24 protein-coding genes and 1 pseudogene are annotated in these 22,167 nt (G+C 42.0%); 8 read left to right on the top strand and 17 right to left on the bottom strand.

All coding sequences use genetic code 11. The features are described 5' to 3' along the window. Nucleotides 1-44: 44 nt before the first annotated feature. The 3 genes from MKY34_RS09750 to MKY34_RS09740 form a co-directional block, all read right to left on the bottom strand. Nucleotides 45-362: a spore coat protein gene (locus MKY34_RS09750; protein ID WP_342514970.1), complete on the bottom strand. Its 318-nt coding sequence runs from the start codon at nt 360-362 to the stop codon at nt 45-47. After that, entirely contained in the window at nt 359-859 is a 501-nt protein-coding gene (locus tag MKY34_RS09745; RefSeq protein ID WP_342514969.1) for a hypothetical protein, read from the bottom strand. Before MKY34_RS09745 ends, MKY34_RS09750 begins: the two co-directional genes overlap by 4 nt. A 112-nt stretch (nt 860-971) precedes the next feature. Continuing rightward, nucleotides 972-1,172: a hypothetical protein gene (locus tag MKY34_RS09740; protein WP_342514968.1), complete on the bottom strand. Its 201-nt coding sequence runs from the start codon at nt 1,170-1,172 to the stop codon at nt 972-974. Between the two features lie 524 nt (nt 1,173-1,696). On the opposite strand from MKY34_RS09740, the gene MKY34_RS09735 reads away from it, so the two are divergent. Further along, a complete protein-coding gene (locus MKY34_RS09735) occupies nt 1,697-2,206 on the top strand; it encodes a ferritin (protein ID WP_342514967.1) in 510 nt (169 codons plus the stop codon). A 62-nt stretch (nt 2,207-2,268) separates the two neighbouring features. Here MKY34_RS09735 and MKY34_RS09730 read toward each other — a convergent pair whose 3' ends face one another. From MKY34_RS09730 to MKY34_RS09715, 4 genes are all read right to left on the bottom strand, one after another. Continuing rightward, entirely contained in the window at nt 2,269-3,567 is a 1,299-nt protein-coding gene (locus tag MKY34_RS09730) for a serine hydrolase domain-containing protein (RefSeq protein ID WP_342514966.1), read from the bottom strand. An 18-nt stretch (nt 3,568-3,585) separates the two neighbouring features. Continuing rightward, nucleotides 3,586-3,948, bottom strand: a complete 363-nt coding sequence (locus MKY34_RS09725; protein WP_342514965.1) for a carboxymuconolactone decarboxylase family protein — start codon at nt 3,946-3,948, stop codon at nt 3,586-3,588. 1 nt (nt 3,949) lies between these two features. Further along, on the bottom strand, nt 3,950-5,578 hold the full coding sequence (locus MKY34_RS09720) for a thiamine pyrophosphate-binding protein (RefSeq protein WP_342514964.1): 1,629 nt from the start codon (nt 5,576-5,578) through the stop codon (nt 3,950-3,952). Nucleotides 5,579-5,739: 161 nt separating this feature from the next. Next, nucleotides 5,740-6,309 carry a 5'-3'-deoxyribonucleotidase gene (locus MKY34_RS09715; protein ID WP_342514963.1) on the bottom strand — a complete coding sequence of 190 codons (570 nt, stop codon included), beginning with the start codon at nt 6,307-6,309 and terminating at the stop codon, nt 5,740-5,742. A 139-nt stretch (nt 6,310-6,448) separates the two neighbouring features. Between MKY34_RS09715 and MKY34_RS09710 the strand changes: the two are divergent. Beyond that, a pseudogene (locus MKY34_RS09710) lies at nt 6,449-6,766 on the top strand (DUF1697 domain-containing protein). 150 nt (nt 6,767-6,916) lie between these two features. On the opposite strand, the gene MKY34_RS09705 reads toward MKY34_RS09710, so the two are convergent. Together MKY34_RS09705 and MKY34_RS09700 are read right to left on the bottom strand one after the other, a co-directional pair. After that, on the bottom strand, nt 6,917-7,210 hold the full coding sequence (locus MKY34_RS09705; protein WP_342514962.1) for a hypothetical protein: 294 nt from the start codon (nt 7,208-7,210) through the stop codon (nt 6,917-6,919). Nucleotides 7,211-7,363: 153 nt separating this feature from the next. Beyond that, nucleotides 7,364-7,858, bottom strand: a complete 495-nt coding sequence (locus MKY34_RS09700) for a lysozyme inhibitor LprI family protein (protein WP_342514961.1) — start codon at nt 7,856-7,858, stop codon at nt 7,364-7,366. A 290-nt stretch (nt 7,859-8,148) separates the two neighbouring features. On the opposite strand from MKY34_RS09700, the gene MKY34_RS09695 reads away from it, so the two are divergent. From MKY34_RS09695 to MKY34_RS09675, 5 genes are all read left to right on the top strand, one after another. Further along, nucleotides 8,149-9,090 (top strand): hypothetical protein, encoded by a 942-nt coding sequence (locus MKY34_RS09695; protein ID WP_342514960.1) that lies wholly within the window; start codon nt 8,149-8,151, stop codon nt 9,088-9,090. A 330-nt stretch (nt 9,091-9,420) separates the two neighbouring features. Beyond that, a complete protein-coding gene (locus tag MKY34_RS09690) occupies nt 9,421-9,801 on the top strand; it encodes a DUF485 domain-containing protein (protein ID WP_342514959.1) in 381 nt (126 codons plus the stop codon). Between the two features lie 48 nt (nt 9,802-9,849). Beyond that, on the top strand, nt 9,850-11,388 hold the full coding sequence (locus tag MKY34_RS09685) for a cation acetate symporter (protein ID WP_342514958.1): 1,539 nt from the start codon (nt 9,850-9,852) through the stop codon (nt 11,386-11,388). A 67-nt stretch (nt 11,389-11,455) separates the two neighbouring features. Next, nucleotides 11,456-13,378, top strand: coding sequence for a DUF294 nucleotidyltransferase-like domain-containing protein (locus MKY34_RS09680; protein WP_342514957.1), 1,923 nt, complete (start codon nt 11,456-11,458; stop codon nt 13,376-13,378). A gap of 39 nt (nt 13,379-13,417) precedes the next feature. Then, nucleotides 13,418-14,083: a 3'-5' exonuclease gene (locus tag MKY34_RS09675; RefSeq protein WP_342514956.1), complete on the top strand. Its 666-nt coding sequence runs from the start codon at nt 13,418-13,420 to the stop codon at nt 14,081-14,083. Between the two features lie 169 nt (nt 14,084-14,252). On the opposite strand, the gene MKY34_RS09670 is transcribed toward MKY34_RS09675, so the two are convergent. The 7 genes from MKY34_RS09670 to argC form a co-directional block, all read right to left on the bottom strand. Next, entirely contained in the window at nt 14,253-14,381 is a 129-nt protein-coding gene (locus MKY34_RS09670; RefSeq protein ID WP_342514955.1) for a hypothetical protein, read from the bottom strand. Beyond that, nucleotides 14,374-14,682 carry a hypothetical protein gene (locus tag MKY34_RS09665; RefSeq protein ID WP_342514954.1) on the bottom strand — a complete coding sequence of 103 codons (309 nt, stop codon included), beginning with the start codon at nt 14,680-14,682 and terminating at the stop codon, nt 14,374-14,376. Before MKY34_RS09665 ends, MKY34_RS09670 begins: the two co-directional genes overlap by 8 nt. Before the next feature lie 204 nt (nt 14,683-14,886). Then, complete coding sequence (locus tag MKY34_RS09660) at nt 14,887-16,431, bottom strand: S-layer homology domain-containing protein (RefSeq protein WP_342514953.1); 1,545 nt, start codon at nt 16,429-16,431, stop codon at nt 14,887-14,889. 200 nt (nt 16,432-16,631) lie between these two features. Further along, nucleotides 16,632-17,783, bottom strand: a complete 1,152-nt coding sequence (locus MKY34_RS09655; protein ID WP_342514952.1) for an acetylornithine transaminase — start codon at nt 17,781-17,783, stop codon at nt 16,632-16,634. Continuing rightward, entirely contained in the window at nt 17,780-18,559 is a 780-nt protein-coding gene (gene argB / locus MKY34_RS09650) for an acetylglutamate kinase (protein WP_342514951.1), read from the bottom strand. The genes MKY34_RS09655 and argB overlap by 4 nt, the downstream gene beginning before the upstream one ends. Continuing rightward, complete coding sequence (argJ, locus tag MKY34_RS09645) at nt 18,522-19,748, bottom strand: bifunctional glutamate N-acetyltransferase/amino-acid acetyltransferase ArgJ (protein ID WP_342514950.1); 1,227 nt, start codon at nt 19,746-19,748, stop codon at nt 18,522-18,524. Before argJ ends, argB begins: the two co-directional genes overlap by 38 nt. 19 nt (nt 19,749-19,767) lie before the next feature. Beyond that, nucleotides 19,768-20,802 carry an N-acetyl-gamma-glutamyl-phosphate reductase gene (gene argC / locus MKY34_RS09640; protein WP_342514949.1) on the bottom strand — a complete coding sequence of 345 codons (1,035 nt, stop codon included), beginning with the start codon at nt 20,800-20,802 and terminating at the stop codon, nt 19,768-19,770. A gap of 223 nt (nt 20,803-21,025) precedes the next feature. On the opposite strand from argC, the gene fabI reads away from it, so the two are divergent. Then, nucleotides 21,026-21,805: an enoyl-ACP reductase FabI gene (gene fabI, locus MKY34_RS09635; protein ID WP_342514948.1), complete on the top strand. Its 780-nt coding sequence runs from the start codon at nt 21,026-21,028 to the stop codon at nt 21,803-21,805. Nucleotides 21,806-21,940: 135 nt separating this feature from the next. On the opposite strand, the gene MKY34_RS09630 is transcribed toward fabI, so the two are convergent. After that, complete coding sequence (locus MKY34_RS09630) at nt 21,941-22,165, bottom strand: hypothetical protein (protein WP_342514947.1); 225 nt, start codon at nt 22,163-22,165, stop codon at nt 21,941-21,943. Between the last annotated feature and the right edge of the window lie 2 nt (nt 22,166-22,167).

The raw sequence follows: 22,167 nt of genomic DNA, 5'->3' as shown, positions 1-22,167 counted from the left end.
TTTGTTCTATTATAACGAAAGCAGGAAGTCCATATAATTACGGATTATTGTAGTTGCTGTTTCGCCTCATTAAATTCCTGTTCAAGCGCCGCTACTTCTGTAGTAGGTGCCTTTGTCAGCGTCAACCAACCATGTTGAAACTGTAGGTCTACTAATTTCCGCCGTTCGCGAGATGTTTCTTTAAACATGTCAAAAAGGAGTAAATAGAAATTGTCGTGACTTGCCTCTTGCATGGCCTTTACATAGGTATCACACATGTTTTTTTCCGTTGCCAGTGCGGCACTCAACATATCGTTATCGTCGACATTTGCTTTCGTAGAAACCTGCGTCTTAGGGTTTTTGATTTTATTCAAAAAAGTCATTGCGCTTCGCCTCCATTTTTAGCCAAGAATTGTAATAAATTATTGTAATGCGCCAAATGCATTTGCCCTATCTCCGTAAATTGTTGTTTTAAATCAGGAAGCTGGCAATCTTGTGCAGCTTGCCGATACTGCTTTACCGCACGCAAATTCGAGCTCAGCATCTCTTGAAGATAACCAATATCTACAGTCGAGACAATTTTAGGTAATGTAAAGTAGTGAGGAAGCTGTTTGTCTGTGTTCGCTTGTTGTGATTCTGGCTGTCGTGCTTGTTGTTGCGGCTCTGATTGTGCTATTTGTTGTGACTGTTGCTGCGACTCTGATTGTGGTGCTTGTTGTGCCGGTTGTTGCTGCGACTCTGATTGTGGTGCTTGTTGTGCCGGTTGTTGCAATGGAGTGGTTTCTTGTAGTTGCTGTTGGTGGGCGTGTAATTGTTGTTCTAGTTGCCGAAGCTGTTCTTGTAACTGTTGGAGTTCTGGAGGTCTTTGTGCTGCATCCACTTTTTCAGCTCCCTTCATTTCTTTTATAACGTAGTATGAAGCAAGCATTGAGAACTATGCGGCAATAACCACCCATTTCCCGTAGGAATATGGATGGTTATTGATGTACCCTTTACTTATACGTCTTTTCCGATTCGCTTTTTTGACGTTGATTCGGCGTCATAGGCTCATGCTTCGGGTTTAAGTTACCGAGTTCCGCCAACTCCATCGAAATTTCCTCTTTCATAGCACCCGCTTTGATTTTTTGTTTTTTGGGTGTTTGCGGCAAAGATGCTGCGTTTTTACTAGCTCCTTGATGATTATCTCTTCCCACACTAAAACCTCCTCTCCAACATTTTTGTTCGGTATTACTATGGTCCAATTATTCGATTCAATTCAATCAATTACGCCTCGGCGTAATTGCGTCCAGTTTTTTTCGAGTTCACTCGAAAAGCTTCTCTAAAAAATCTGTGACATCCGTCGGAGGCTTGGGCCTACACGATGTAGGTCATGCAGGCGTTGCCAATCGAACAGCGAAGGGTTCGATTTGCCGTATTTCTACGCTTTTTTGCAGAAATTAAAGCACCGTTCTTTGGACGTGGCAACCTTAGCCTGTGTTCCTCTCTCGTTCAGCAAGCGTTTGAACACCCACTGAACAGAAAAACAAAGCCGCATTCATCCCGCCACCTATGAAGGTGGGAGTTTTCTGTAGCTGACGCTTAGCTTACAGTACAAAAAGATTTGCTGAATGAAGATAAAAAATCCAAAGAATTTTGTCGAAACAGATTACATGATTGTGGATAGTAAATCGTTTATACTATGTAATAGATGATTTATTATAAAAGAGGAGGCTACACGATGATTAGTCAACGATTAGCAGATGCGCTTAACAAACAAATGAACAACGAATTCGATGCTGCCCAATCGTATATGGCAATGGGTGCTTACTGCGAATACAATAATTACAGCGGCTTTGCCAACTATTATCTCCAACAGGCCGAGGAAGAACGCTTTCACGGCATGAAAATTTACAACTATTTAAATGACCGAGGCTTCCAAGCCAAATTTTCTGCAACATCCGAACCTAAAATTGATTTCAGCTCCATCTTAGATACCTTTGAAGCAGGGTTACAACAAGAAAAAACAGTCACGAAAAATTTCTATGAACTGACAGATTTGGCGTGGGAAGAAAAAGAACATGCGACCATTTCCTTTTTAAGATGGTTCTTGGACGAGCAAGTTGAAGAAGAAGCTTCCTTCGATACACATATCGAGTATTTGAAACGCATTGGCGAAGACAAAAATGCTTTATTCATCTACGAAAAAGAACTCGGCCAACGTACATTTTCACCAGAAACAGGAGAATAAATTTCAAACCCCCACTTTCACATAAAGCGGGGGTTTTGTGATGAATAGATTCTATATACTAATTACGCACGTTTTACAAACATCCTAAGCCCAATAAACAACGCCCATACACTATTATTCTCATCGAAAAAGAAGCGAATCGGCTTATCCAGTGAGTCGATGACAAGTGTTTGCTCGTCACTTGCTCGAAGTGTATACATAGTATCATCAATGGTTGCCATCATCGTTTGATCGGTGATTGTCATGTCAATATCCGCATCTTCATCTGACACATATGTCCCTACAAAACGCTCCATCTGCTCTTGCGTCATATCAAAGTGAGGATGCGTACTTTTCTTTTCATCAACCGGGAGACCTAATGCAGTATTCACTGCCGCAAGCCAAATTGCATCGGCGCTAACCCCGCTGAGATTCGTTAAGACAGCCACCACAATTCCCTCTTCAGGAACAAATCCAAAATTCGACGATACACCCGGCTGTCCTCCACCATGTTCAACTAACGTCACACCCTCATAATCAGGCGTCGTTTGCAGCGCAAATCCATAATAGCTATTACCATGTGTTCGCTGAACGGGCTGTACCATTTGCAATCGATAGGAGTCATTGACGATATTCTTTTCAAGTGCATCCACATAGACATTACCGTATTTCAATAAATCAACGACCGTCGAACGAATTCCCCCTCCGACAGCGTAATTCCCCAACGTCGGCCATGGACAAACAACCGGCTTACCTTTTTCCAATACGTATTGCTGTGTGACATTCTCAAGCAGCTGTAAATCAAGAAGACTATAAGTCGTTCTCGCCATCTGTAAAGGATCTATAATAGTGTTCTTTATATAGTCCTGATAGCTTTCACCTGTTATCTTTTCAATAATCGCACCCAATAGCAAAAATGTGTCGTTGTTATAACAAATATACTCCCCAGGTTTCCCTAACCAAGTCCACGCTTTTTCATTTAAATAATGGATATGCTCTTCAAATGTTGTCAGATGTTCTTTCCTTTCCATCGTTGCAAGTCCTGTTGTATGGGAAAGGAGATGATGAATTTTAATAGTCTCCATGTTGGTATAGTCCACGAATTGCAAGTCGGGTAAGTACTTAATCACCGCATCATCGACTCGAAGTTTTCCAATATCCACCAATTTCATAATCGCAAGCGCAGTAAATGATTTGGTAATCGATGCGACACCGAAAATCGTTTCCGGAGTGACCGGCTCATTCGCCGCTACATCCCTAGCCCCAAATCCTCGCTCATATATCGTTTGTCCATTTTTGGATAACGCAACCGCAACACCCGGTATTTGCTCTTTTTCCATGAGTGCTTCTACAAACTTTTCAAATGGCTCCCATTGAATCACCGACAATACTCCCCCTCTTTATTCACCTTCAACAACCTTTTTCAGAACTTCTAATGCAAACGCCGCCTTCGGAAAACCTGCATACGCCGCACATTGAATCGCGATTTCTTGAATTTCTTCTACTGTTAGCCCCACATGTAGCGCTGCTTTGTAATGGAACGTCAGTTGTCTCTCACCGGCTCCCTGTGTAATGAGCGAAGTAAGTGTTATCAATTCCCGCTGTTTCAAATCGAATAGAGGGCGGCTATAGATCTCACCAAAGCCAAAGTCAATTATCATATTGCCAAAATCCGGAGAAAATGATTGTAAGTTTTCAATGACATCCATACTTGCATTCCCCGTTAGTTTCCTTAATATTTCATAGCCTTTATCTTTCTCCATATCATGAACCCCTTTTCAATGTCGGTGGCACTTCTTCAGGATCTACCATAATTTCGATAACGGTTGGCGCTCGATGGGCCATCGCAGACAGAAAGGCTTCCTCCACATCTTTTTCCGTCACACATCTAAATGATGCTGCGCCCAATGACTGACCAAATAAAGCAATATTTGCAGGATATTCGTAAACGGCACCAACAGAACGCCCCATATTATAACGCATCCCTTTATCGACCATATCAAGCCGTCCATTATTGAGTACAACAAAAATGATAGGCAAATCATGACAAACAGCAGCAGAGATTTCTGCACCATGCATCATCATACAGCCATCCCCTGTTAAACAAGCAATCTGTACGTCTGTAGTTGCAAATTTCGCACCAATCGCATAACCAATGGCATGCCCCATTGCTCCAAACACGTCATCTGAAATAAAAGTACCTTCCTTCAAAATATCGTAATGTTCAATCGCATAAAACGTGTGACTCCCATCGTCTCCAAAAAGAATCGTGTCGTCCGAAAGAAACTTCCGCATCAATCGGATAGCCGTCACAGCAGATAAATAATTGTGACTCCCTTGCTGTATTTCTATTTTCTTAGCCACAAACTCGGGAACCTGTGTCTTCATGTGACTAAGTTCAGCAATTGACAACAGTGCTCGTAAATTGACTTTCGCATCTCCAATCACCGATACAGTCGGTACAGGAATAGACTTCCCGACAAATGTCGGCTCGATATCGAACTGAATCACTTGCTTAGGATACATAGCTTCCGTGAAGCTCGGCAATGTCATATCCGTTAATTTTGTGCCAATGACAATCAGTAAGTCTACGTCAGCCTGCAAATAATCATTTGCCGCCTCCGTTCCCCCAAGACCATATGGCCCCAAATATCCCGGATGATCTGTCCGAATTGTACCTTTTCCGCCCGGCGTCGTAATTACGGGGATGCCGAACACTTTGGATAACTGCTTTACCTCTTCATAAGCATTTGAACTATGTACACCTTTTCCAAGAAACAGCAAGGGTCTCTTCGCTTGTTCAAGCAATAATTTCACTTCGTTTAGATAGGGAGAAATGGCCGGCTGAAGGCTTGGTAATGACAATGTAAATGGCTCAATTTCTTCAAGTAACACATCTGCCGGAATCGATAAATGAACAGGACCTTTGCGCCCCGTCAATGCGCATTCTAGCGCATGCTGTAAATAGAGCGGAAATTGATCGCCACGCTCGACACGTGCACTAAATAACGTAACAGGTTCAAACATCTTAACGATATCTGTACCAAACATGCTCGAATCTTGCCCCATCGCCCGACCGCTTTGCTTCACCGAGGGATGCCCCGTAATAAATAACACCGGCAAGTGATAAGCCATCGCTTGTCCAGCGGCAGTAACCATATTCGTGCCGCCCGGTCCAGATGTTCCAACGGCCACACCTAACGTTCCATTTTGTTTTGCATAGCCCCCCGCCATAAACCCAGCACCAGCCTCATGCCTACTTAATACAAAGGACATCGAACTGCTTTCCATTTCTAACAAAAGGGGTACAACCGCTTTACCTGGAATACCAAATGCATGCGTAACATGAAATGCTTGTAAATGTTCTACAAGAAGCGAAGCAACTGTTTTCACAAGAAAAAACTCCTTTCCAATACATAGATTTCTTCGCCAGACGTTCAGGAAGTACCAAAATAGCGAGGTTCACTATTCTTTTATCCTATTAATCTGCTTAGAACTAATTGTATAGAAAGGAGTTGCTTTTAGGAAGTACATGCTAATGAACTTTTCTGAATTTAAATATGTATTGAACAACTCAGATTAGTGACGGCTTTTGGTGAAAGAAAATACGCCTCAACTTCTTGCCAATTATTAAGCCTCCTATAACCCGTTACATCGCGATTATGCGGGGCTGTAAAGAGGATGCCTTGTCCTGAAAACGTATCCAGGTTGCTTGGCGTATCATCGATTAAATAATCGGCTTGAATAATGCTTTTATCTCCACAAAAAACGAAGTGCTTTTCGTTCAAAAAGCTGAAATGTTGTTTCAACCACTGATATTTTGGAGCGAGTGATGCCGGAAATTCCATTGCTGCCGTTACGATGTAAATTTCATAGTGCGCTCTTAATTTCTGGAGCACTTCTTGACTGTCTTTGATCACTTTTAACTCTAGAAAAAATGAGTCATTCGCCAAATAGTGTTCCACCTTTTCTGCAAATCTACTGTCTAGCTCCGCTAATTTTTTCCCTTGTAAATCTTCAATTGTGTACCGTTCGTTAAATTCCTTATTGAATAGTTCAAGACAGCCGTCGCTAAAATGCGAAAGCACTTCATCCATATCAATTGCGATTCGCTTCACAAGCATTTCTCCTCTACTTCATTTTTGGCGACACCGCCTGGTTAGTAAATTTCTTTATATCAGAGAACCGCAAAATAGCAGCAATTTCCTGGTGATTATGATTCAATAAAAGTAACTGAAAATAACTTAAATTGAAGTGATTGACATGTCATCTGTTGCCCTGCTTAGAGGTATTAACCTTGGGAAGAGAAATAAAGTAGATATGAAATCGTTAAAAGCCCAGTTCGAACAGATGGCCTATACAAACGTCCACACCTACATCCAAACAGGGAATGTCCTTTTTGATGGCACATCCTAAGATATTCAACAAATCGAAACGCTCCTTCAGGATACATATGGATTCGAGATTCCCGTTGTCGTACGCACCAAGCAGGAACTCCAAGACATTCAACAACACCCTTTTTTTCAAAATGAGCAAGTGTATGTATTTCTTCAGAAAAAGGCCTTTCAGATGAACAGCTGACATTGCTCGACACACTAATCGACGATAAGTTCGTTGTATTGAATCATCAAAATATTATTATCACGCACTCAAAAAGCTAAACATGCATTCGACCGCCCATAATCAAAATACCGTGAATAAGATTCTTGCTAAAATGGAATCGTATTTATGTTAGCCATACCTTAAGTCATGAACCTCTACCCTATATATCAAATTCTTAATATACCTCTGTAAAAAAGGTTTCACTTTGCCATTATAATCCTCAAGTGATCTGCAATCATAATCTTCATTCAGAGAAGCTTTAAAACGACAAGTAATCTCTATAGATTGTATACCTTCTGCAGTTACATGCCGATCGGCTATTTCAATAATCTCCATATGTACACGGCTATTTTTCATATAAATCTTTGATTTAGGCGCACTGCTTTTTGACAAAAAAGAGACAATTCCTGTTGCATAAATCATACTATTTCCCTTCCCTCTACACATTATGGATAAAGGCTGAATCAGTGACTCGCTCATACAATTACTATCCATATATTGTAGCATACTAATAACCCACTGCTAAAGCAGTGGGGTGCTGTTGCTTGATACACTTCTGCTATAATTTACTTTTCATTATTTCATATAATTCTCGACTAAAAAATAACATCTCTCTTTCGTTAGGTCTGCAAGTGTACTTAAATACTCTACGCTTTCAAATGACCCGTCCGCAAACTCTGATAATGCGGTTTCTGCCTGCCGCTCTCTAAATTTGAGCCAGTCGTGTTGCAGGTTATCTAACTCATTCACATCAGTGGTAGAAAGCGTCGTTTGTAATACGTCGTAAATTTCATTTAGCACATCGTCCCATCTTCTATACGCTTCAGCCAACGCCTCCTTCTCATCATTTGTCGAACTACTTGCATATAAATCCTTCAAATCATCATTCAGACTTTCCTCAGTCTGATATAACTTGTCTAGATATTCCCGTTCTTGATTGGCTTGCTCGGTCTGCACTTTTTCTTTGTTCGTTTCATCTGTCGATTGCTGTTCCAATACTTCATCGGATGAGTTATTTCCACACCCAGCAAATAGCATCACGACAGCCAGAGCTATCACTATTTTTCTCATGGGATTCCTCCTTTATTCATGTAGTGATTATTTGGATGATGAATACATAAAAACGCTTGATACATTCATCCCCCCTCGAAAAGTTACCCTCCAATTATCTAATGCTACCATTTCATCATAAATGTCAGCTACTTTTCAATACATATCGCTTTTTATTCCCCGAGAAATAAGTTGTTCGGATAAGTAAAAAGAGAAGTACTCCCACTTACTAACATTTCACGTTATACTAGAATCAATTTGGCATTACAACATACACCACAACCTATTCCCCCTGAAAAGAGGTTAGCTACATGAGAAAAAAGTATGCCCTTCCCTTTATATTGTCCTTGTTAGTTATAGTGCTACTAACTATAACTGGCTGTGGATCTAGAGAAGCCCATGAATTTATTAATAATCCGAAGATCCAAAAGCAGGCCAAAGAAATGGTCGTAGAAACACTGGCGGAAGACGGACTACGGGTCACAATCTTAGACGATGCCAATTATTTAAAGGGAGTAAAAGGCAGTATCATTGAAGATAAAATCGGTGTTTTCTACCAAACGGAACACGAACCAACTTTTATCGGGATGGCTACTATTCAAGTGGATATCGGCAGTCAAGAACGGAAACTTACCGAGGTCATTCAGACAGAGATCCTTTCGCAAAATCCTTCAGTCGTCGATTTATATGACCAGCTAATCAGTTATGCTTACCCGCTCGCCTTTCAAACTGCACTGAATGCCGCCAAACAACCAGGCGGTTCATTTTTAGACTTGAAGTTCAACGAAAATGATAATTTCCCGCCACTAGAGCTATACATCCGTCTCGACTTAGCAAAACAGAACGTCACCAATCAGCAAATTGAAAATCTACTCGCTTATTACAGAAACGACACATTCGTAACGATTCGCGAGGAACAAGCCAAAAAGCTTATGGATGATTCATTAGTGCTTAATCTCAATGAAGAAGGCAACGAAGTTCTACCAAAAATACACCTCAACTACCAAATAGATGGAACGTTTAGCAATGAGAAAATGGATCAGTTTCTAGATGACCTCCTGGCAATTGAGGGACTACCAGATGCTCTATTTGAAGTCATAGTAAGCGCAGATCATTATGAGGAACCCCCTGACAACTTGATACACCGTAAAATCTATAACCAGGATATCTACGGGAACTTCTCCCCCATGTTCATCGGTTATTTAAAAATAGAGAAGGGTAGACGGTTAAAAAATAGATCTATCTATTTTTAATTAGGTAAGCCATTCTTTACTTGAACATATGTGGCCTACTATTTTAGTATATAGGCCACTACTTTCCAGACTATTTGTTCAAATACCAAATATATATTTACATCCTATTCTCCCTATTTGTTATAATTAAAATGTAAATTGTAATAATTCCAAAAAATGTGTTGATTGTTCATAATAAGTTTGATATTGTGAATTATGTGTTCTATAACAATTATTAAATAAACAAACAATTGAAAGCGGTTTCAATCCAATGAAGGGAATCGGATACTTTAGAACACGTATTACGAAATCTATCATAAATACACCACAAAACAAAAGGGGGAAGAAATCATGAATGTAAAAACAGTAGACGATGTCACGGGTGTAAATGTGAACAACACAAATGGGCCTGCGAAAAAAGGCAAAACTACATCCTCGTTAGATTACGAAAAACTGATTAATACACCGGAATTTAAAGCGCTGGCTAAAAAGAAAAAAAGTTTTTTAACACCTTATACGATTTTTTTCTGTGTTGCATATGGACTTTTACCAATTCTAACAGCCTATACTTCTATTCTTGAAAACAGCGCAATCGGACGAATCACATGGACATGGATGTATTCGTTCGGCATGTTCATTCTCGTATGGACACTTGCCACAATTTACACGAAAAAAGCGGCTAGTTTCGATAAAGATGTAGAAGAAATCCTGAAAAAGAATGTTTTAAACTGAAAACGGTCTACGTAGATATAAAAAACACTCAAAAGGGGGATTTTATCAATGGACTTTATATCAGTAGCTATTTTCCTAGGTGTTATCGGATTAACACTCGGAGTCACTTATTGGGCAGCAAAGCAAACATCAACTGCAAGTGATTTCTACACAGCTGGTGGTTCCTTAACAGGATGGCAAAATGGCTTAGCTATCGCGGGAGACTACTTATCCGCTGCTTCTTTCCTCGGAATCGCCGGGGCTGTAGCGTTAAATGGTTATGACGGATTTTATTATAGTATCGGTTGGTTAACGGCCTATCTAGTTGTTCTCTTCCTCGTTGCCGAACCACTTCGGAACCTTGGGAAATTTACAATGGGCGATATGATTGGCGCACGCTTCCAAGCACGGAAAGTTCGTGCTGCTGCTGCTTTAAATACGATTACAATTGTTCTTTTCTATATGATTGCACAGCTCGTTGGAGCGGGAGCACTTATTAAATTACTGCTTGGCATTGACTACTGGCTTTCTGTTCTAATCGTTGGTGTCATGATGACAGTCTACGTATTGTTTGGTGGAATGACTGCTACAAGTTGGGTACAAATCATTAAAGCCGTCCTTCTGATGATTGGAACAATCATTATCACATTCCTTGTGCTTATGAAAGCCAACTTCAGTTTTCTTGGGCTCTTTGACCAAGTTGCGCAGGCAACAAAACACGGCGAAAACTTCTTACATCCAGGTGTTCTTTATGATAACCCACTTGGGCTCATTTCAGTCCTAATGGCGTTATTCTTAGGAACTGCTGGTTTACCACATATCTTAATGCGTTTCTTCACGGTGAAAGATGCAAAAACAGCTCGTTCTTCTGTTATTTATGCCGTTTGGATTATTGGTGTGTTCTATTTTATTATTATGATTTTAGGTTTCGGAGCTGCCATCTTTGTTGGTGAAGAAGCAATTGTTGCAGAAAATGCTGCTGGTAATATGGCCGCGCCTATGCTTGCTGCTGTATTGGGTGGAGCTGCACTCGAATCATTCGTAGCAGCCGTTGCATTCGCGACCATTCTTGCAGTCGTTTCCGGCCTCGTACTGACTGGTGCATCAGCGATTGCGCATGACCTTTACGCTGAAGTATTCAAAAAAGGAAAAATCACGGATAAACAACAAGTACAAGCTGCGCGTATTGCTGCTATTTCAGTAGCCGTTTTCTCGATTATACTTGCACTTGGTGCCGAAAAACTGAATGTTGCATTTTTAGTATCATTGGCTTTCTGTGTTGCTGCAGCTGCCAATATGCCGACAATTCTTTTCACAATCTACTGGAAACGCTTTAACACGACAGGTGCTATTGCTTCCATGTTTACGGGTTTAATCGTTTCCATCGTCTTAGTAGTGATAAGCCCTAGTGTTATGGATCCAAGTGGTGGAGCATTTATCATGGCTGAGCCAATCTTCCCACTTGCTAATCCGGCGATTGTCTCAATCCCAGCTGGTTTCATAGCAGCGATTATCGGTACACTTCTTTCATCTAAAGGAAAAGAAGAAGTCGATTATGCGGAAATCAAGTTTAAAGCGGAAACAGGATATCGTGAGCTCGAAGGATAATATGTCCCCCCTCCCCTAGCATCTTTAGTAGTGGAGGGGGTTTTACTGTAAGGAGATGGTACTCAATATGGAAACGAGTGAACAACGAGAATTCGTGGACAAGGTTCATGACCTGCCTTTATTTAAAGGTGTATCAGACGAGGAATTTACATCGCTATTGGCGGCATGCAAGCTGACCTATTATCGAAGATCTGAAAAAGTCGATTACTTTCAAACACCTAATGAAGGATTGTTTATCATTTTACGAGGGATGGCCGAAATATCTATAACAGATGATGCTGGCACATCCATCATTCTTGAAGCGATTCAGGAAGGAGAAATTATTGGCTTTTCCAATATTGCTTATTACTTAGGCGAAGTTAATCGCCCTCTTGACCGGCACCATCTGAAAATGGAGGTGTTAGAAGACTCCTATTGCTTACAAATCCCTTTTTCAGTTGTCAAACAACGATTAGCCTATGAAGCCGTTCGCGATGCCTTATTAAAGAACATGTCTACGCGACTTGCAAATGTGTACGCCTCCCTCGGTGAACAAGCAAAATCTGCTGAAGAATGGGGAGTAAGCACTCCTTATGTGCGGCGTGTAGAAGATTTGATGAACACGCCAGCGATTACTGTGTATGAAGATGCTGCTATAGAAGAGATTGCGCGCATAATGGTTGAGCGATCGATTAGTTCGTTAATGGTTGTCGATCAACATGAACGACTGACGGGGATTATTACAGAAAAGGATCTAGTCCAGCGAGTCATCGCCCAAGGTTCTGCCAACTCCTTCATAGCAAAAGAGATTATGACAAAAAAACTGTATACCGTATCCCGCCACGATTATTACTATGAAGTTCTCGCGACCATGTATAAGTATGGCGTCAAACACTTGCCTGTTGTGGAAGGGGAGCGTTTAGTCGGCGTCGTGACACTTTCCAACTTGCTCTCTAAAAGAGATCGTGGTTCTATGGGGATTTTAAAAACCATTGAAGAAGCATCTTTCAATCGTTTACCTGTCGTGAAAGCTGCAATCTATGATGTGCTTTCAAATTTAATTAGCGATGACATTTCAACAATCCACACGCTCGAAATCATTACGAAGTTGTATGATCGGCTAGCGAGACATTGTGTACAATCGGCTATACAAGCACTCGAACAACAAGGGCTAGGATTACCCCCTGTCCCCTTCGGTTGGTACCAAATGGGTAGCGGTGCGCGAGGTGAACAATTTATGTTAACCGATCAGGATCATTTCCTCGTCTATGCCGATGTAGATGAGGAAAATGCAGAACAAATACATCACTATTTTGCAATGCTCGGGGAAGAAATCGTTGTACATCTGGAGCAAGCGGGTTATACGAGATGTTTTGGGAAAATGATGTCTAGCGAGGCTATATGGCGCGGTTCTATTTCACAATGGCAGCAGCGACTCCGTACTTGGGCCCTTAAAGCAACAGATAATTACATTTTACTCGGATATAACTTTTTGTCGTTCCGTTTTTTATATGGCAATGCCTCTTTAGACAAACATTTTTCACATATGGTGCAAGAACAACTAAAAAAATCACAAACTTTCCTCTATTATATGGCCCAGCAGGAGCAAAATAAACCCATTCCACAGGCCTCCCAGTCTTTCCTTGCTTTATTTAAAGGAAAAGGGAAACGGGAGGTGATTGATATTAAGAAACATGCGTTATTCCCGCTACATCATTGCTTACAAATACTCGGGGTGCATAAAAACATTATCAATCGCACACCTTTACAATTAGTGGATGGGCTCGTTGAAAAAGGAGAATTATCGGTGGGATTCGCGGATGATATTCGCCATGCCTATGAGGTTGCGCTGAGAACAAGAATTCAAATGTCTTGGAAGAAGCATCTACGGAATGAAAAAATCACCACAGAAATTCAATTTGAATCGCTTCGTCAATGGGAACGCGATGAACTACGCACGATGTTAACGACTGTCCATACGCTACAAACTCATTTACTAGCAAAGTTGTAACAATGGATTTCGATTTCTAATAGACAGGAGGTATGAACGATGTTTTGGAGAAGAAAACGTTTAGACTATAAACTTGATCAATCCATTCAGTTGAATACACCACTTCGCGATATGTCATTCACTGTGTTCGACACAGAAACAACCGGCTTTGCCATCGGTGCAAACGACGGGCTTATCGAAATCGGCGCAGTCTATATTGAGAAATGCCAAGTGACCGATCTCATCTTTCAAACATTTGTGAAGCCTGCATGTGACATTCCTACACATATTACGCAGTTAACGTCGATTGAACAGCATCATGTACAAGACGCCCCCCCTCCTCTCGAGGCCATCAAAAGCTTCTTGCAATTTACTGAAGACACCAAAAGCGGTGGATGGGTTGGCCATCATGTAAACTTCGACACAATGGTCATAAAAAAAGAACTCCAGCGTGTCAAATGCACATACAATGAGCCAAGTTCTTTTGATACGATGGATTTGCTTGATTACTTACACCCTACTTGGGATCAGCGCGACCTCGAAGAATATGCAAGCATTTTAGGTACTCCAAAATTTGAACGTCATCGAGCACTTGGTGATGCGTTAACAACTGCCCATTTATTCGTTGAGTTAATAAACTTACTAGAAACAAAAGGTGTCACAACGTTGGCTGATTTACTCCGAATGAAACATAATAAGATGCAACGACAAGTAGCGCTGTTTTGATATGCGACCAAAAACCACTTCATCTAATTGGAAATAACCCTAGTAGATGAAGTGGTTTTTACGACCTATGCGGCTTTTATCACTATAGTGCCGATAAATTCCCCTGAAAGTTGCGGAGCTTTCGCTGACAGTTTGACGCTTTTCGATGACAACCTCGCACCTTGCACGACTAATCGATATCCGCTACTTCCGTCAACTCCCCAAGATTCATTGAACCGAAAATGAGTAACAGAAGAAAAATGAGTAGGATGACTTTATTGATAAACTTGCTGCCATCAAAACCATTCTTTTCAGCCATTTCTCCCCTCCTCCGTTTGCAGTTTCTTTTTTATACTCTCAACGATTTCATCTAACGTTAGGTCGCCATTTTTCTCTAAAAAGTCAGCCATCTCATCCGCTTTTGAATCCTTCACCTTCTTAAATTCTCCTAATAATGAAACTGCAATAACAGGCCGCCCCCTATATAACTGAACCGAGTCGACCTTTAGTTTTCCGAGTAAGAGAAGTGACGCTGCAACGATTTCAAGATCTCTTCCCTTTAGGAGATCATTTAGCGTGTAGGAGGAATTCTTATTTTGATTAGACTTATTGGAATACACGCATAAACACATCCTTTCAGGCGTTACATTGTCATTGTTCTATTGTATGTATCAAAAAGGGGCTGAGTGCTAATGAAGTTCGGAGCCCAAGTCCCTTCGATTGCATCAATGAATACAAAATCCAGACGAAAATGCCCCGTGCAAAACACGACTTCATATCGTGTTTGTACGGGGCATTTATACGGTGCCATGCGCTTATCTTTCTTATTTCAAATAACGTCGTGCGCCCGAAAACTCGGATTTATATGGTTCCATATTGATAGAAATGATTTCGACGCTCTTTTTAGGGTTCGGCGCATGGATCATTTGTCCGTTGCCAATGTATAGGCTAACGTGATGCACTGCTCCTTTGCCTTTATTATATGAATAGAATAGTAAATCGCCTGGTTGTAAGTCGTTTTTAGCAACGGCTATTCCATTGACCGCCTGTACAGTGGAGTCACGCGGAATCGTGATGCCATGGCTTTTATAGACCGAGTACGTTAAGCCTGAACAGTCGAAACCGAAGCCTGAAGTACCTGCCCATAGGTATGGAAGGCCTTCGAACATTTTTGCCGTATTGACGATGTCTTGTTGAGTTGGTTTCGCGATAGCCGCTTGATCTTTCACGATATTAACATCTTGTTTACGTACATATTTCACACCATTGACGGGCGTTTGGACGTGTAGCCACTGCGCTTCTTCTTTAACGATAGGAAGACTTGTATTGAAGCTAATGTCCATAAATTTACTCGTTGTCGCTGCTGTATTGTATAACGCTGCTGTTGCGCCATCGACAATCGCAAGCTGACATTCCGTATAATTTGGATACATTTCCGTAATATGCGCTTTCGGAACCCATCCTGGATAGCCGGCTTTGTTTTTCGGTGAGTACTGATCTTTTACCGCAATATAATGCCAGTTGCCGCTGCTTTTTAAAATGGCTACTTCTTGCCCATATAAAGCTTGTGATTCCGTATTTCCTACGAGCCACTGTTTCTGCGGAATTGTCATGCTGGTCGTCCATTTCGAGATGTCTACAGGCGTAGAAACCGCCGGGCGATCTACTACACGAGCCTTATTGGGCTCTTTCCACAGCGTTGTCACTGCCACATTCACCATATAAGTCGTTGTATTATCCAACTTGTGGCAGGCAAATGACTGCTTGAAATCGGGTTGTAGAATGCGAGCTAGAAAAATAGAAAAATGTGCTTTCGTAATGAATGTTCCTCGCTTAAAAGTATTATCTGCATAGCCCGTAGTAACATTATTCACAAAAAGAGTTTTGATAAATGGTGCCGACCAGTCTGTCGGAGGTACATCACGGAAAGAGTAGGCTGTTGTTCCTTTTAAATCAAAGGCAATCACAAGTATTTTCGCCATTTGTGCTCTTGTTAATTTTACATCTGGTCTAAATTCGCCTTCTGGAGTCCCGGTCATAATCCCCTCGTCCGCAATCGTTGCGATTATGGCATATCCTTCGTCACCAGGCTTCACGTCCTTGAAATCAGGTGCTGGACGATTCGTCGTATCGAGTCCGCGCGCCCTGACGATCATTTCAGATGCCTGCAAACGGGTAATTTCTTGATTGATGCCGAATTCAGTTGTCGCATCGCCAACGATTATACCTTGTTCAACCAAATAGGCCAGTTCAGCTTTCGCCCAATAATTATCATCTACATCCTTAAATAGTGGTGCTGCTGAAGCACTTCCAGTTGCCGTGAACAATAAGAGGAATGCCATAAAAAAGGGCAAGTAGTTCTTTATCATCTCATAATCTCCTTTTCGATTAGTAGTTCGTATGTCTACCGTACAGGAATATGAAAGTTCTGTATAGTCATTTATGTACTGAATAACAAAAAAAGAACCAACTGAACCTGCCGTTGCTAGCAGGTCCAGTTGGTTTATTCAATTAGATGGAGGTCTAATTCTGAATAGCGCTTCGCTGAACGCTTTAATTCAAGTTATCATTAAGCATTTACAGGTTGTTCTGCAAGTAAAACGGAGGAAAGTATATCAATTGCTTGGTCCATTTCTTCATACGTTACCGTTAATGGTGGTAGTAAACGAATCACATTCCCACCTGCTTGTACAAGTAACAAGCCAGCTTTTTCTGCTTGTTGAATGAGTGGTACGACATCACCTGGGCATTCAATACCTAGCAATAAACCTGAGCCTCGAATCGTAAATTGCTCTTTAGGTAAAGCTACCTGAAGTTTTTGCATGAGATAATCCGATTTCTCCTTAACCTCCTGAAGAAACGCCTCTTGGAATACGATATCCGTTACCGTTTTGGCAACAGCGACTGCTAAAGGATTGCCTCCAAACGTCGTGCCATGCGTCCCCGGGCCAAATGAGGTAAATAGCTCACTCGAGCCAAGCATTGCACCAATCGGGAATCCCCCGCCTAGCCCTTTCGCCAGCGTCATAATATCTGGTGTGAGGTTAGCCTGTTCAAATGCATAACGTGTCCCTGTGCGGCCAATGCCCGTCTGCACTTCGTCGACGATTAATAAAATACCTTTCGCTTGGCAAATATCCGTGATAGCTTGTGCAAAGTCAGGATCAAGCTGATGCACGCCACCTTCTCCTTGAATCGCTTCCAGCATAATGGCCGCCACATCATCGTCAATTGCCGCTTCAAGTTGTTTTTTGTCGTTATAAGGTATTGTTCGGAACGTTTCTAAGAGTGGACCAAAACCTTGCTTGACCTTGTCTTGCCCCGTAGCAGACATCGCGCCAAACGTCCGACCATGGAAAGATTGTTCAAATGTAATGATGACATTTTTTTGTGTATGTTTACGCGCTAATTTGATGGCCGCTTCGTTCGCCTCTGCCCCACTGTTACAAAAGAATGCATGGGCAAAAGGGGTATCTTTCACAAGCGTAGCTGCTAGCTGTTCTTGTTCTGGACTTTCAAATAAATTCGAGACATGCCATAGTTTTTCGCTTTGCTTTTGAATCGCTTCAACAATAGCAGGATGCGCATGACCGAGACTGACGACCGCGATTCCACTTATAAAATCGAGATAGTCCTTCCCAGTGGCATCCGTTACGATGGTGCCTTGCCCTTTGACAATATGAACGGGGCGTCGAGCATAGTTTTGAAATAGTGCACTCATGAAAAAACCTCCTCAGCTTGTATAACCGTTCCTGTTAACTGTTGACCAACAATTTGAATAGACGGAATACCCGCCCCTAAACAATCAAGCGCAGCATTCACTTTCGGCAACATACCTCCATAAATATCGCCTGATTCAATCCATTTAGCAATCGCTGCTGGTGACACAACCGACTGCACCTGCTCCTCGATTTTAATGCCCGGTGTATCGGTCACTAGCAGCAAACTATCTGCTTGAACCGCCAGTGCAATTTCACTTGCAACGGTATCCGCATTAATATTCAACGGTATGCCTTCCCCTGTCGCACCAATACATGAGATAACTGGAACAATCCCCGCCTGAAGAATGCTTTCCAGCAAGTCTGTCTGTACATGCTGAATATCTCCTACAAAACCATATACGTCTTCATCTAGCACTGTGCACTCCAGAAGATTGCCATCAAAGCCACTTAGTCCGATTGATGAAATGCACGCTTTGTTTAATTGATGAACAAGTGCTGGGTTCACGCGCCCAATTAACGTCGATTGCACAATGCCAATGGCTTCTTTTGATGTTACACGAATCCCATTAACAACTGTTGACGTCACTTGCCTATTCGCAAGCTCTAGATTAATCGCAGGGCCTCCACCATGAACGATAAGCAGATCTGTTCCTGCCGCTTGGAGTTCTTTAAAGTTGGTAAAAAAGCTGTCACTCAGACCCTCTAACATACTGCCGCCTAATTTAATGACGGCTCGTTTACGAGCGGTATGTTGCGTTGATTTGGACATAGTCATATGTTAAATCGCACCCCCATGCTACCCCTTGGCCACTTCCTTGATGAAGTGCAACCGTGAATTTCACTTCTGGTTGCTTTAAATACACAAGCAATTGTTCTTCTGAAAAATAGACTGGTTCTCCATTTTCAACGACCGTTGTTGTGCCAATTTTAATCGAAATCGCATTCGGATCGAGCGTTGCCCCACTATACCCGACAGCCGCAATGATTCGTCCCCAGTTCGCATCACAGCCAAAGACTGCTGTTTTCACAAGTGGTGAGCCGACTACGGATTTCGCAATTTTTCGTGCTTCATCATCCGAAATCGCTCCTTGTACTTCCACCTCGATGAGTTTCGTTGCGCCTTCTCCGTCTTTCGCAATCATTTTTGCTAAGTCTTGAGACACCGCATGCAAAGCTTGCACAAATAGTGCCCAATCCGGATGAGTCGGTGTTAATGCGTCATTTAGCGCTAGCCCATTTGCAAGAACGAGCACTGTGTCATTCGTCGATGTATCCCCATCTACCGTAATGGAATTGAATGTTACATCCGTCACAGCTTTCAATGCTGCTTGTAAATGAACCGATTCAATATTGGCATCTGTCGTGATGTAGCTGAGCATCGTTGCCATATTCGGTGCAATCATCCCTGAGCCTTTTGCCGTTCCTGCAATAATGATTTCTTTGCCATCAATGATTGTTTTATAAGCTGTATTTTTCGTTACCGTATCCGTCGTTAAAATCGCTTGTGAAAAATTAATGGCCCCTTCTAACTCGGCGCTCGGTTGAATTTTTTGAATCCCTTTCAAAATGGGCTCCATCTTCATCATTTCACCAATGACACCTGTCGATGAAACGCCAACTAATTCCGGCGCAATGCCCAATTTTTCTGCCGTCGCTTGCTGCATCGCATATGCGTCTTTCAAGCCTTGCTGACCTGTGCACGCATTAGCATTCCCTGAGTTAATGATAACCGCTTGCATTTTTCCTGCCTGTTGAATCGCTTCTTTCGTCACAAGTAAAGGTGCCGCTTGAATCGCATTTGTCGTAAAGACACCTGCCACGCTTGCTGGGACTTCACTTATAAGTAGAGCTAAATCATGCTTTTTATGTTTAAGGCCGCAATGAATGCCAGCCGCTTTAAATCCAATAGGTGACACAATATTTTTACGTGAAATACGTTTCACGGGTGCTACAGTTGTCGTCATACTACTCCTCCTAATCGGATTAGATGAAGGCTGGGACATGTGAGAGCCCCATCGATTCATCCAATTGAAATTGAACGTTCATATTTTGAATGGCTTGCCCTGCTGCACCTTTTACCAAGTTATCAATCACTGCGACAACTGTTGCACGGTTTGTTCGTGGGTCGACTTTGACATGAATGTCACAGAAGTTCGAGCCATACACCTGATTCGTCCCAAATTTATCGGTCTCTTTTGTCACACGCACAAATGGATGATCCGCATAAGTTTCTTCTAAACAAGCAACTAGCTGTTGCTCCGTTACGCCTGCTTTAACAGGTGCATAACTCGTAGCAAGAATACCCCTCGTCATCGGAACGAGATGCGTACTAAATGTGATAGGCGGTGCTTCCTCTGCAAACAGCCCAAATGCCTGTTCAATTTCAGGTATATGTTGGTGTTGATGTAATTTATAGATGGCTGTATTTTCATTCGTTTCACTGAAGTGCGTCATTTGGCTTGCCTTATTCCCAGCCCCCGACACGCCACTCTTCGCATCGATAATTAAACCTGAAGCATCTATCAATTGCTCTTTCAATAATGGCAAGAGTGATAGAAGAACCGCTGTCGGATAGCACCCTGGATTGGCAATGAGCTGCGCTTGTTTAATCGCCTCGTGATTCCATTCCGTTAAGCCGTAGACGCTTTGCTCAACTGCCTGCTTGGGAGCAGACTCTTTTTTATACCACTGTTCATATTGTCCAAGATCCTTCAAACGGAAATCTCCTGATAAATCAATCAATTTCGGCCCTTTGCCGATTAATGGCGGTAGTAAATGACTTGCAACGCCTGCAGGTGCACTTGAGAAGACAACATCAAATTTCGCCAGTTTCTCGTGCTCTATTTTTCGAAGTGGTTGATCATACATATTCATTAGATGTGAATATTTATTTGAAAAAACGATACCTTCTTCGGACGACGTGAATAATTCGATTTGTTCGACTTCAGGGTGATTATGCAATAGCCGGATTAGTTCAAGCCCGCCATACCCCGATGCACCAATGATTCCAACCTTCAATATGCTCACCCCTACAATCAATATAGACTTAGTATATGACTGCATAAATATAAAGTCAACTGCATTTTTAATTATTACGGATATTTCAGTTTTGAATGCGTTTTCATTTTATTCAAGAAATATATTCGCTATTTTTTTAACTGGTTGAGTATGTTATACTTCTATTAGTATCTGGTACTAATAATAGGTATTATCTATTTCATGACCAATTCGGGAGGTTACTATGGAAGACTTATTGAAATTAAAAGGTAAAAATATTGTCGTAATGGGTGTAGCAAATGAACGCAGCCTTGCTTGGGGCGTAGCAAAGTCCCTCTTTACAGTTGGCGCAAACGTCATTTTCACGTATCGAAAAGAACGTTCACTCACTAAGCTTGAGAAAATACTGAGCACAGGCGGTTATGAAGCGAAGCTCATCGTCCAATGTGATGTTAATGAAGACGAAAGCATTCAAGCAGCTTTTGAAAAAATCGGCGCTGAAGTTGGAACGATTCACGGTGTTGTGCATTCTCTAGCATTCGCACATGCTGAAGATTTAAAAAATGATTTTGTTGAAACGACACGCAGTGGCTATGCATTTGCACAAGATACTAGTGCCTATTCACTCATCGCAACAGCTAAACAAGCTCGCCCATTCATGACAGAAGGTGGCACGATTGTCACAATGAGTTACTTAGGAGCGGAGCGCGTGCTTGATGGCTATAACGTCATGGGCGTCGCAAAAGCAGCTCTTGAGGCTTCTGTCCGCTATTTAGCAAACGATTTAGGAAAAGATAACATTCGGGTTAATGCCATTTCTGCCGGAGCAGTTCGGACATTGTCTGCAAAAGGTGTTCCTTCATTTAATACGATTTTGTCTCAAATCGAAGAAAAAGCACCTCTAAAACGGAATGTCACACAAGAAGAAGTAGCTGATATGACGATTGCTATCTTGAGCAACCTATCACGCGGTGTAACAGGAGAAATTGTTTACGTCGATGCTGGTTATAATATTATGGGGTAATGAAATGGGGGCCACTTCATCCACTGGGGATGGAGTGGCTTTTTTGCGCGGTTTGCAATCGGGTTTGCGTGCTTCGACAACCACTTTGCGCGGTTCACAATCACGTTTGCTCGCTTCAACAAGCACTTTGCGCGGTCAACAAACAAGTATGCTCGCTTCGGCAACCACTTTGCGCGGTCCACAAACAAGTATGCTCGCTTCAACAACCACTTTGCGCGGTCCACAATCACGTTTGCTCGCTTCGGCAACCACTTTGCGCGGTCCACAAACAAGTATGCTTGCTTCGGCAGAAATTCTTTTCCCCCACCAAAAAAGAGCCGCCCTATTCGCAAAAAACTTTGCGCCCAGGACAGCCCTCATCT

Source organism: Sporosarcina sp. FSL K6-1522 (assembly GCF_038622445.1).
Taxonomy (GTDB): Bacteria; Bacillota; Bacilli; order Bacillales_A; family Planococcaceae; genus Sporosarcina.
This window is presented reverse-complemented; position numbering and strand designations above follow the sequence as displayed.

What these genes read in the sequence shown, in the direction of transcription:
- MKY34_RS09660 (WP_342514953.1), bottom strand. Translation starts at nt 16,431, where the DNA reads ATGATAAAGAACTACTTGCCCTTTTTTATGGCATTCCTCTTATTGTTC.
- argJ (WP_342514950.1), bottom strand. Translation starts at nt 19,748, where the DNA reads ATGACGACAACTGTAGCACCCGTGAAACGTATTTCACGTAAAAATATT.
- MKY34_RS09700 (WP_342514961.1), bottom strand. Translation starts at nt 7,858, where the DNA reads ATGAGAAAAATAGTGATAGCTCTGGCTGTCGTGATGCTATTTGCTGGG.
- MKY34_RS09630 (WP_342514947.1), bottom strand. Translation starts at nt 22,165, where the DNA reads ATGAGGGCTGTCCTGGGCGCAAAGTTTTTTGCGAATAGGGCGGCTCTT.
- MKY34_RS09670 (WP_342514955.1), bottom strand. Translation starts at nt 14,381, where the DNA reads ATGGCTGAAAAGAATGGTTTTGATGGCAGCAAGTTTATCAATAAAGTC.
- MKY34_RS09750 (WP_342514970.1), bottom strand. Translation starts at nt 362, where the DNA reads ATGACTTTTTTGAATAAAATCAAAAACCCTAAGACGCAGGTTTCTACG.
- MKY34_RS09735 (WP_342514967.1), top strand. Translation starts at nt 1,697, where the DNA reads ATGATTAGTCAACGATTAGCAGATGCGCTTAACAAACAAATGAACAAC.
- argB (WP_342514951.1), bottom strand. Translation starts at nt 18,559, where the DNA reads ATGACTATGTCCAAATCAACGCAACATACCGCTCGTAAACGAGCCGTC.
- MKY34_RS09695 (WP_342514960.1), top strand. Translation starts at nt 8,149, where the DNA reads ATGAGAAAAAAGTATGCCCTTCCCTTTATATTGTCCTTGTTAGTTATA.
- MKY34_RS09655 (WP_342514952.1), bottom strand. Translation starts at nt 17,783, where the DNA reads ATGAGTGCACTATTTCAAAACTATGCTCGACGCCCCGTTCATATTGTC.
- MKY34_RS09705 (WP_342514962.1), bottom strand. Translation starts at nt 7,210, where the DNA reads ATGATTTATGCAACAGGAATTGTCTCTTTTTTGTCAAAAAGCAGTGCG.
- MKY34_RS09725 (WP_342514965.1), bottom strand. Translation starts at nt 3,948, where the DNA reads ATGGAGAAAGATAAAGGCTATGAAATATTAAGGAAACTAACGGGGAAT.
- MKY34_RS09685 (WP_342514958.1), top strand. Translation starts at nt 9,850, where the DNA reads ATGGACTTTATATCAGTAGCTATTTTCCTAGGTGTTATCGGATTAACA.
- MKY34_RS09690 (WP_342514959.1), top strand. Translation starts at nt 9,421, where the DNA reads ATGAATGTAAAAACAGTAGACGATGTCACGGGTGTAAATGTGAACAAC.
- MKY34_RS09675 (WP_342514956.1), top strand. Translation starts at nt 13,418, where the DNA reads ATGTTTTGGAGAAGAAAACGTTTAGACTATAAACTTGATCAATCCATT.
- MKY34_RS09715 (WP_342514963.1), bottom strand. Translation starts at nt 6,309, where the DNA reads ATGCTTGTGAAGCGAATCGCAATTGATATGGATGAAGTGCTTTCGCAT.
- MKY34_RS09680 (WP_342514957.1), top strand. Translation starts at nt 11,456, where the DNA reads ATGGAAACGAGTGAACAACGAGAATTCGTGGACAAGGTTCATGACCTG.
- fabI (WP_342514948.1), top strand. Translation starts at nt 21,026, where the DNA reads ATGGAAGACTTATTGAAATTAAAAGGTAAAAATATTGTCGTAATGGGT.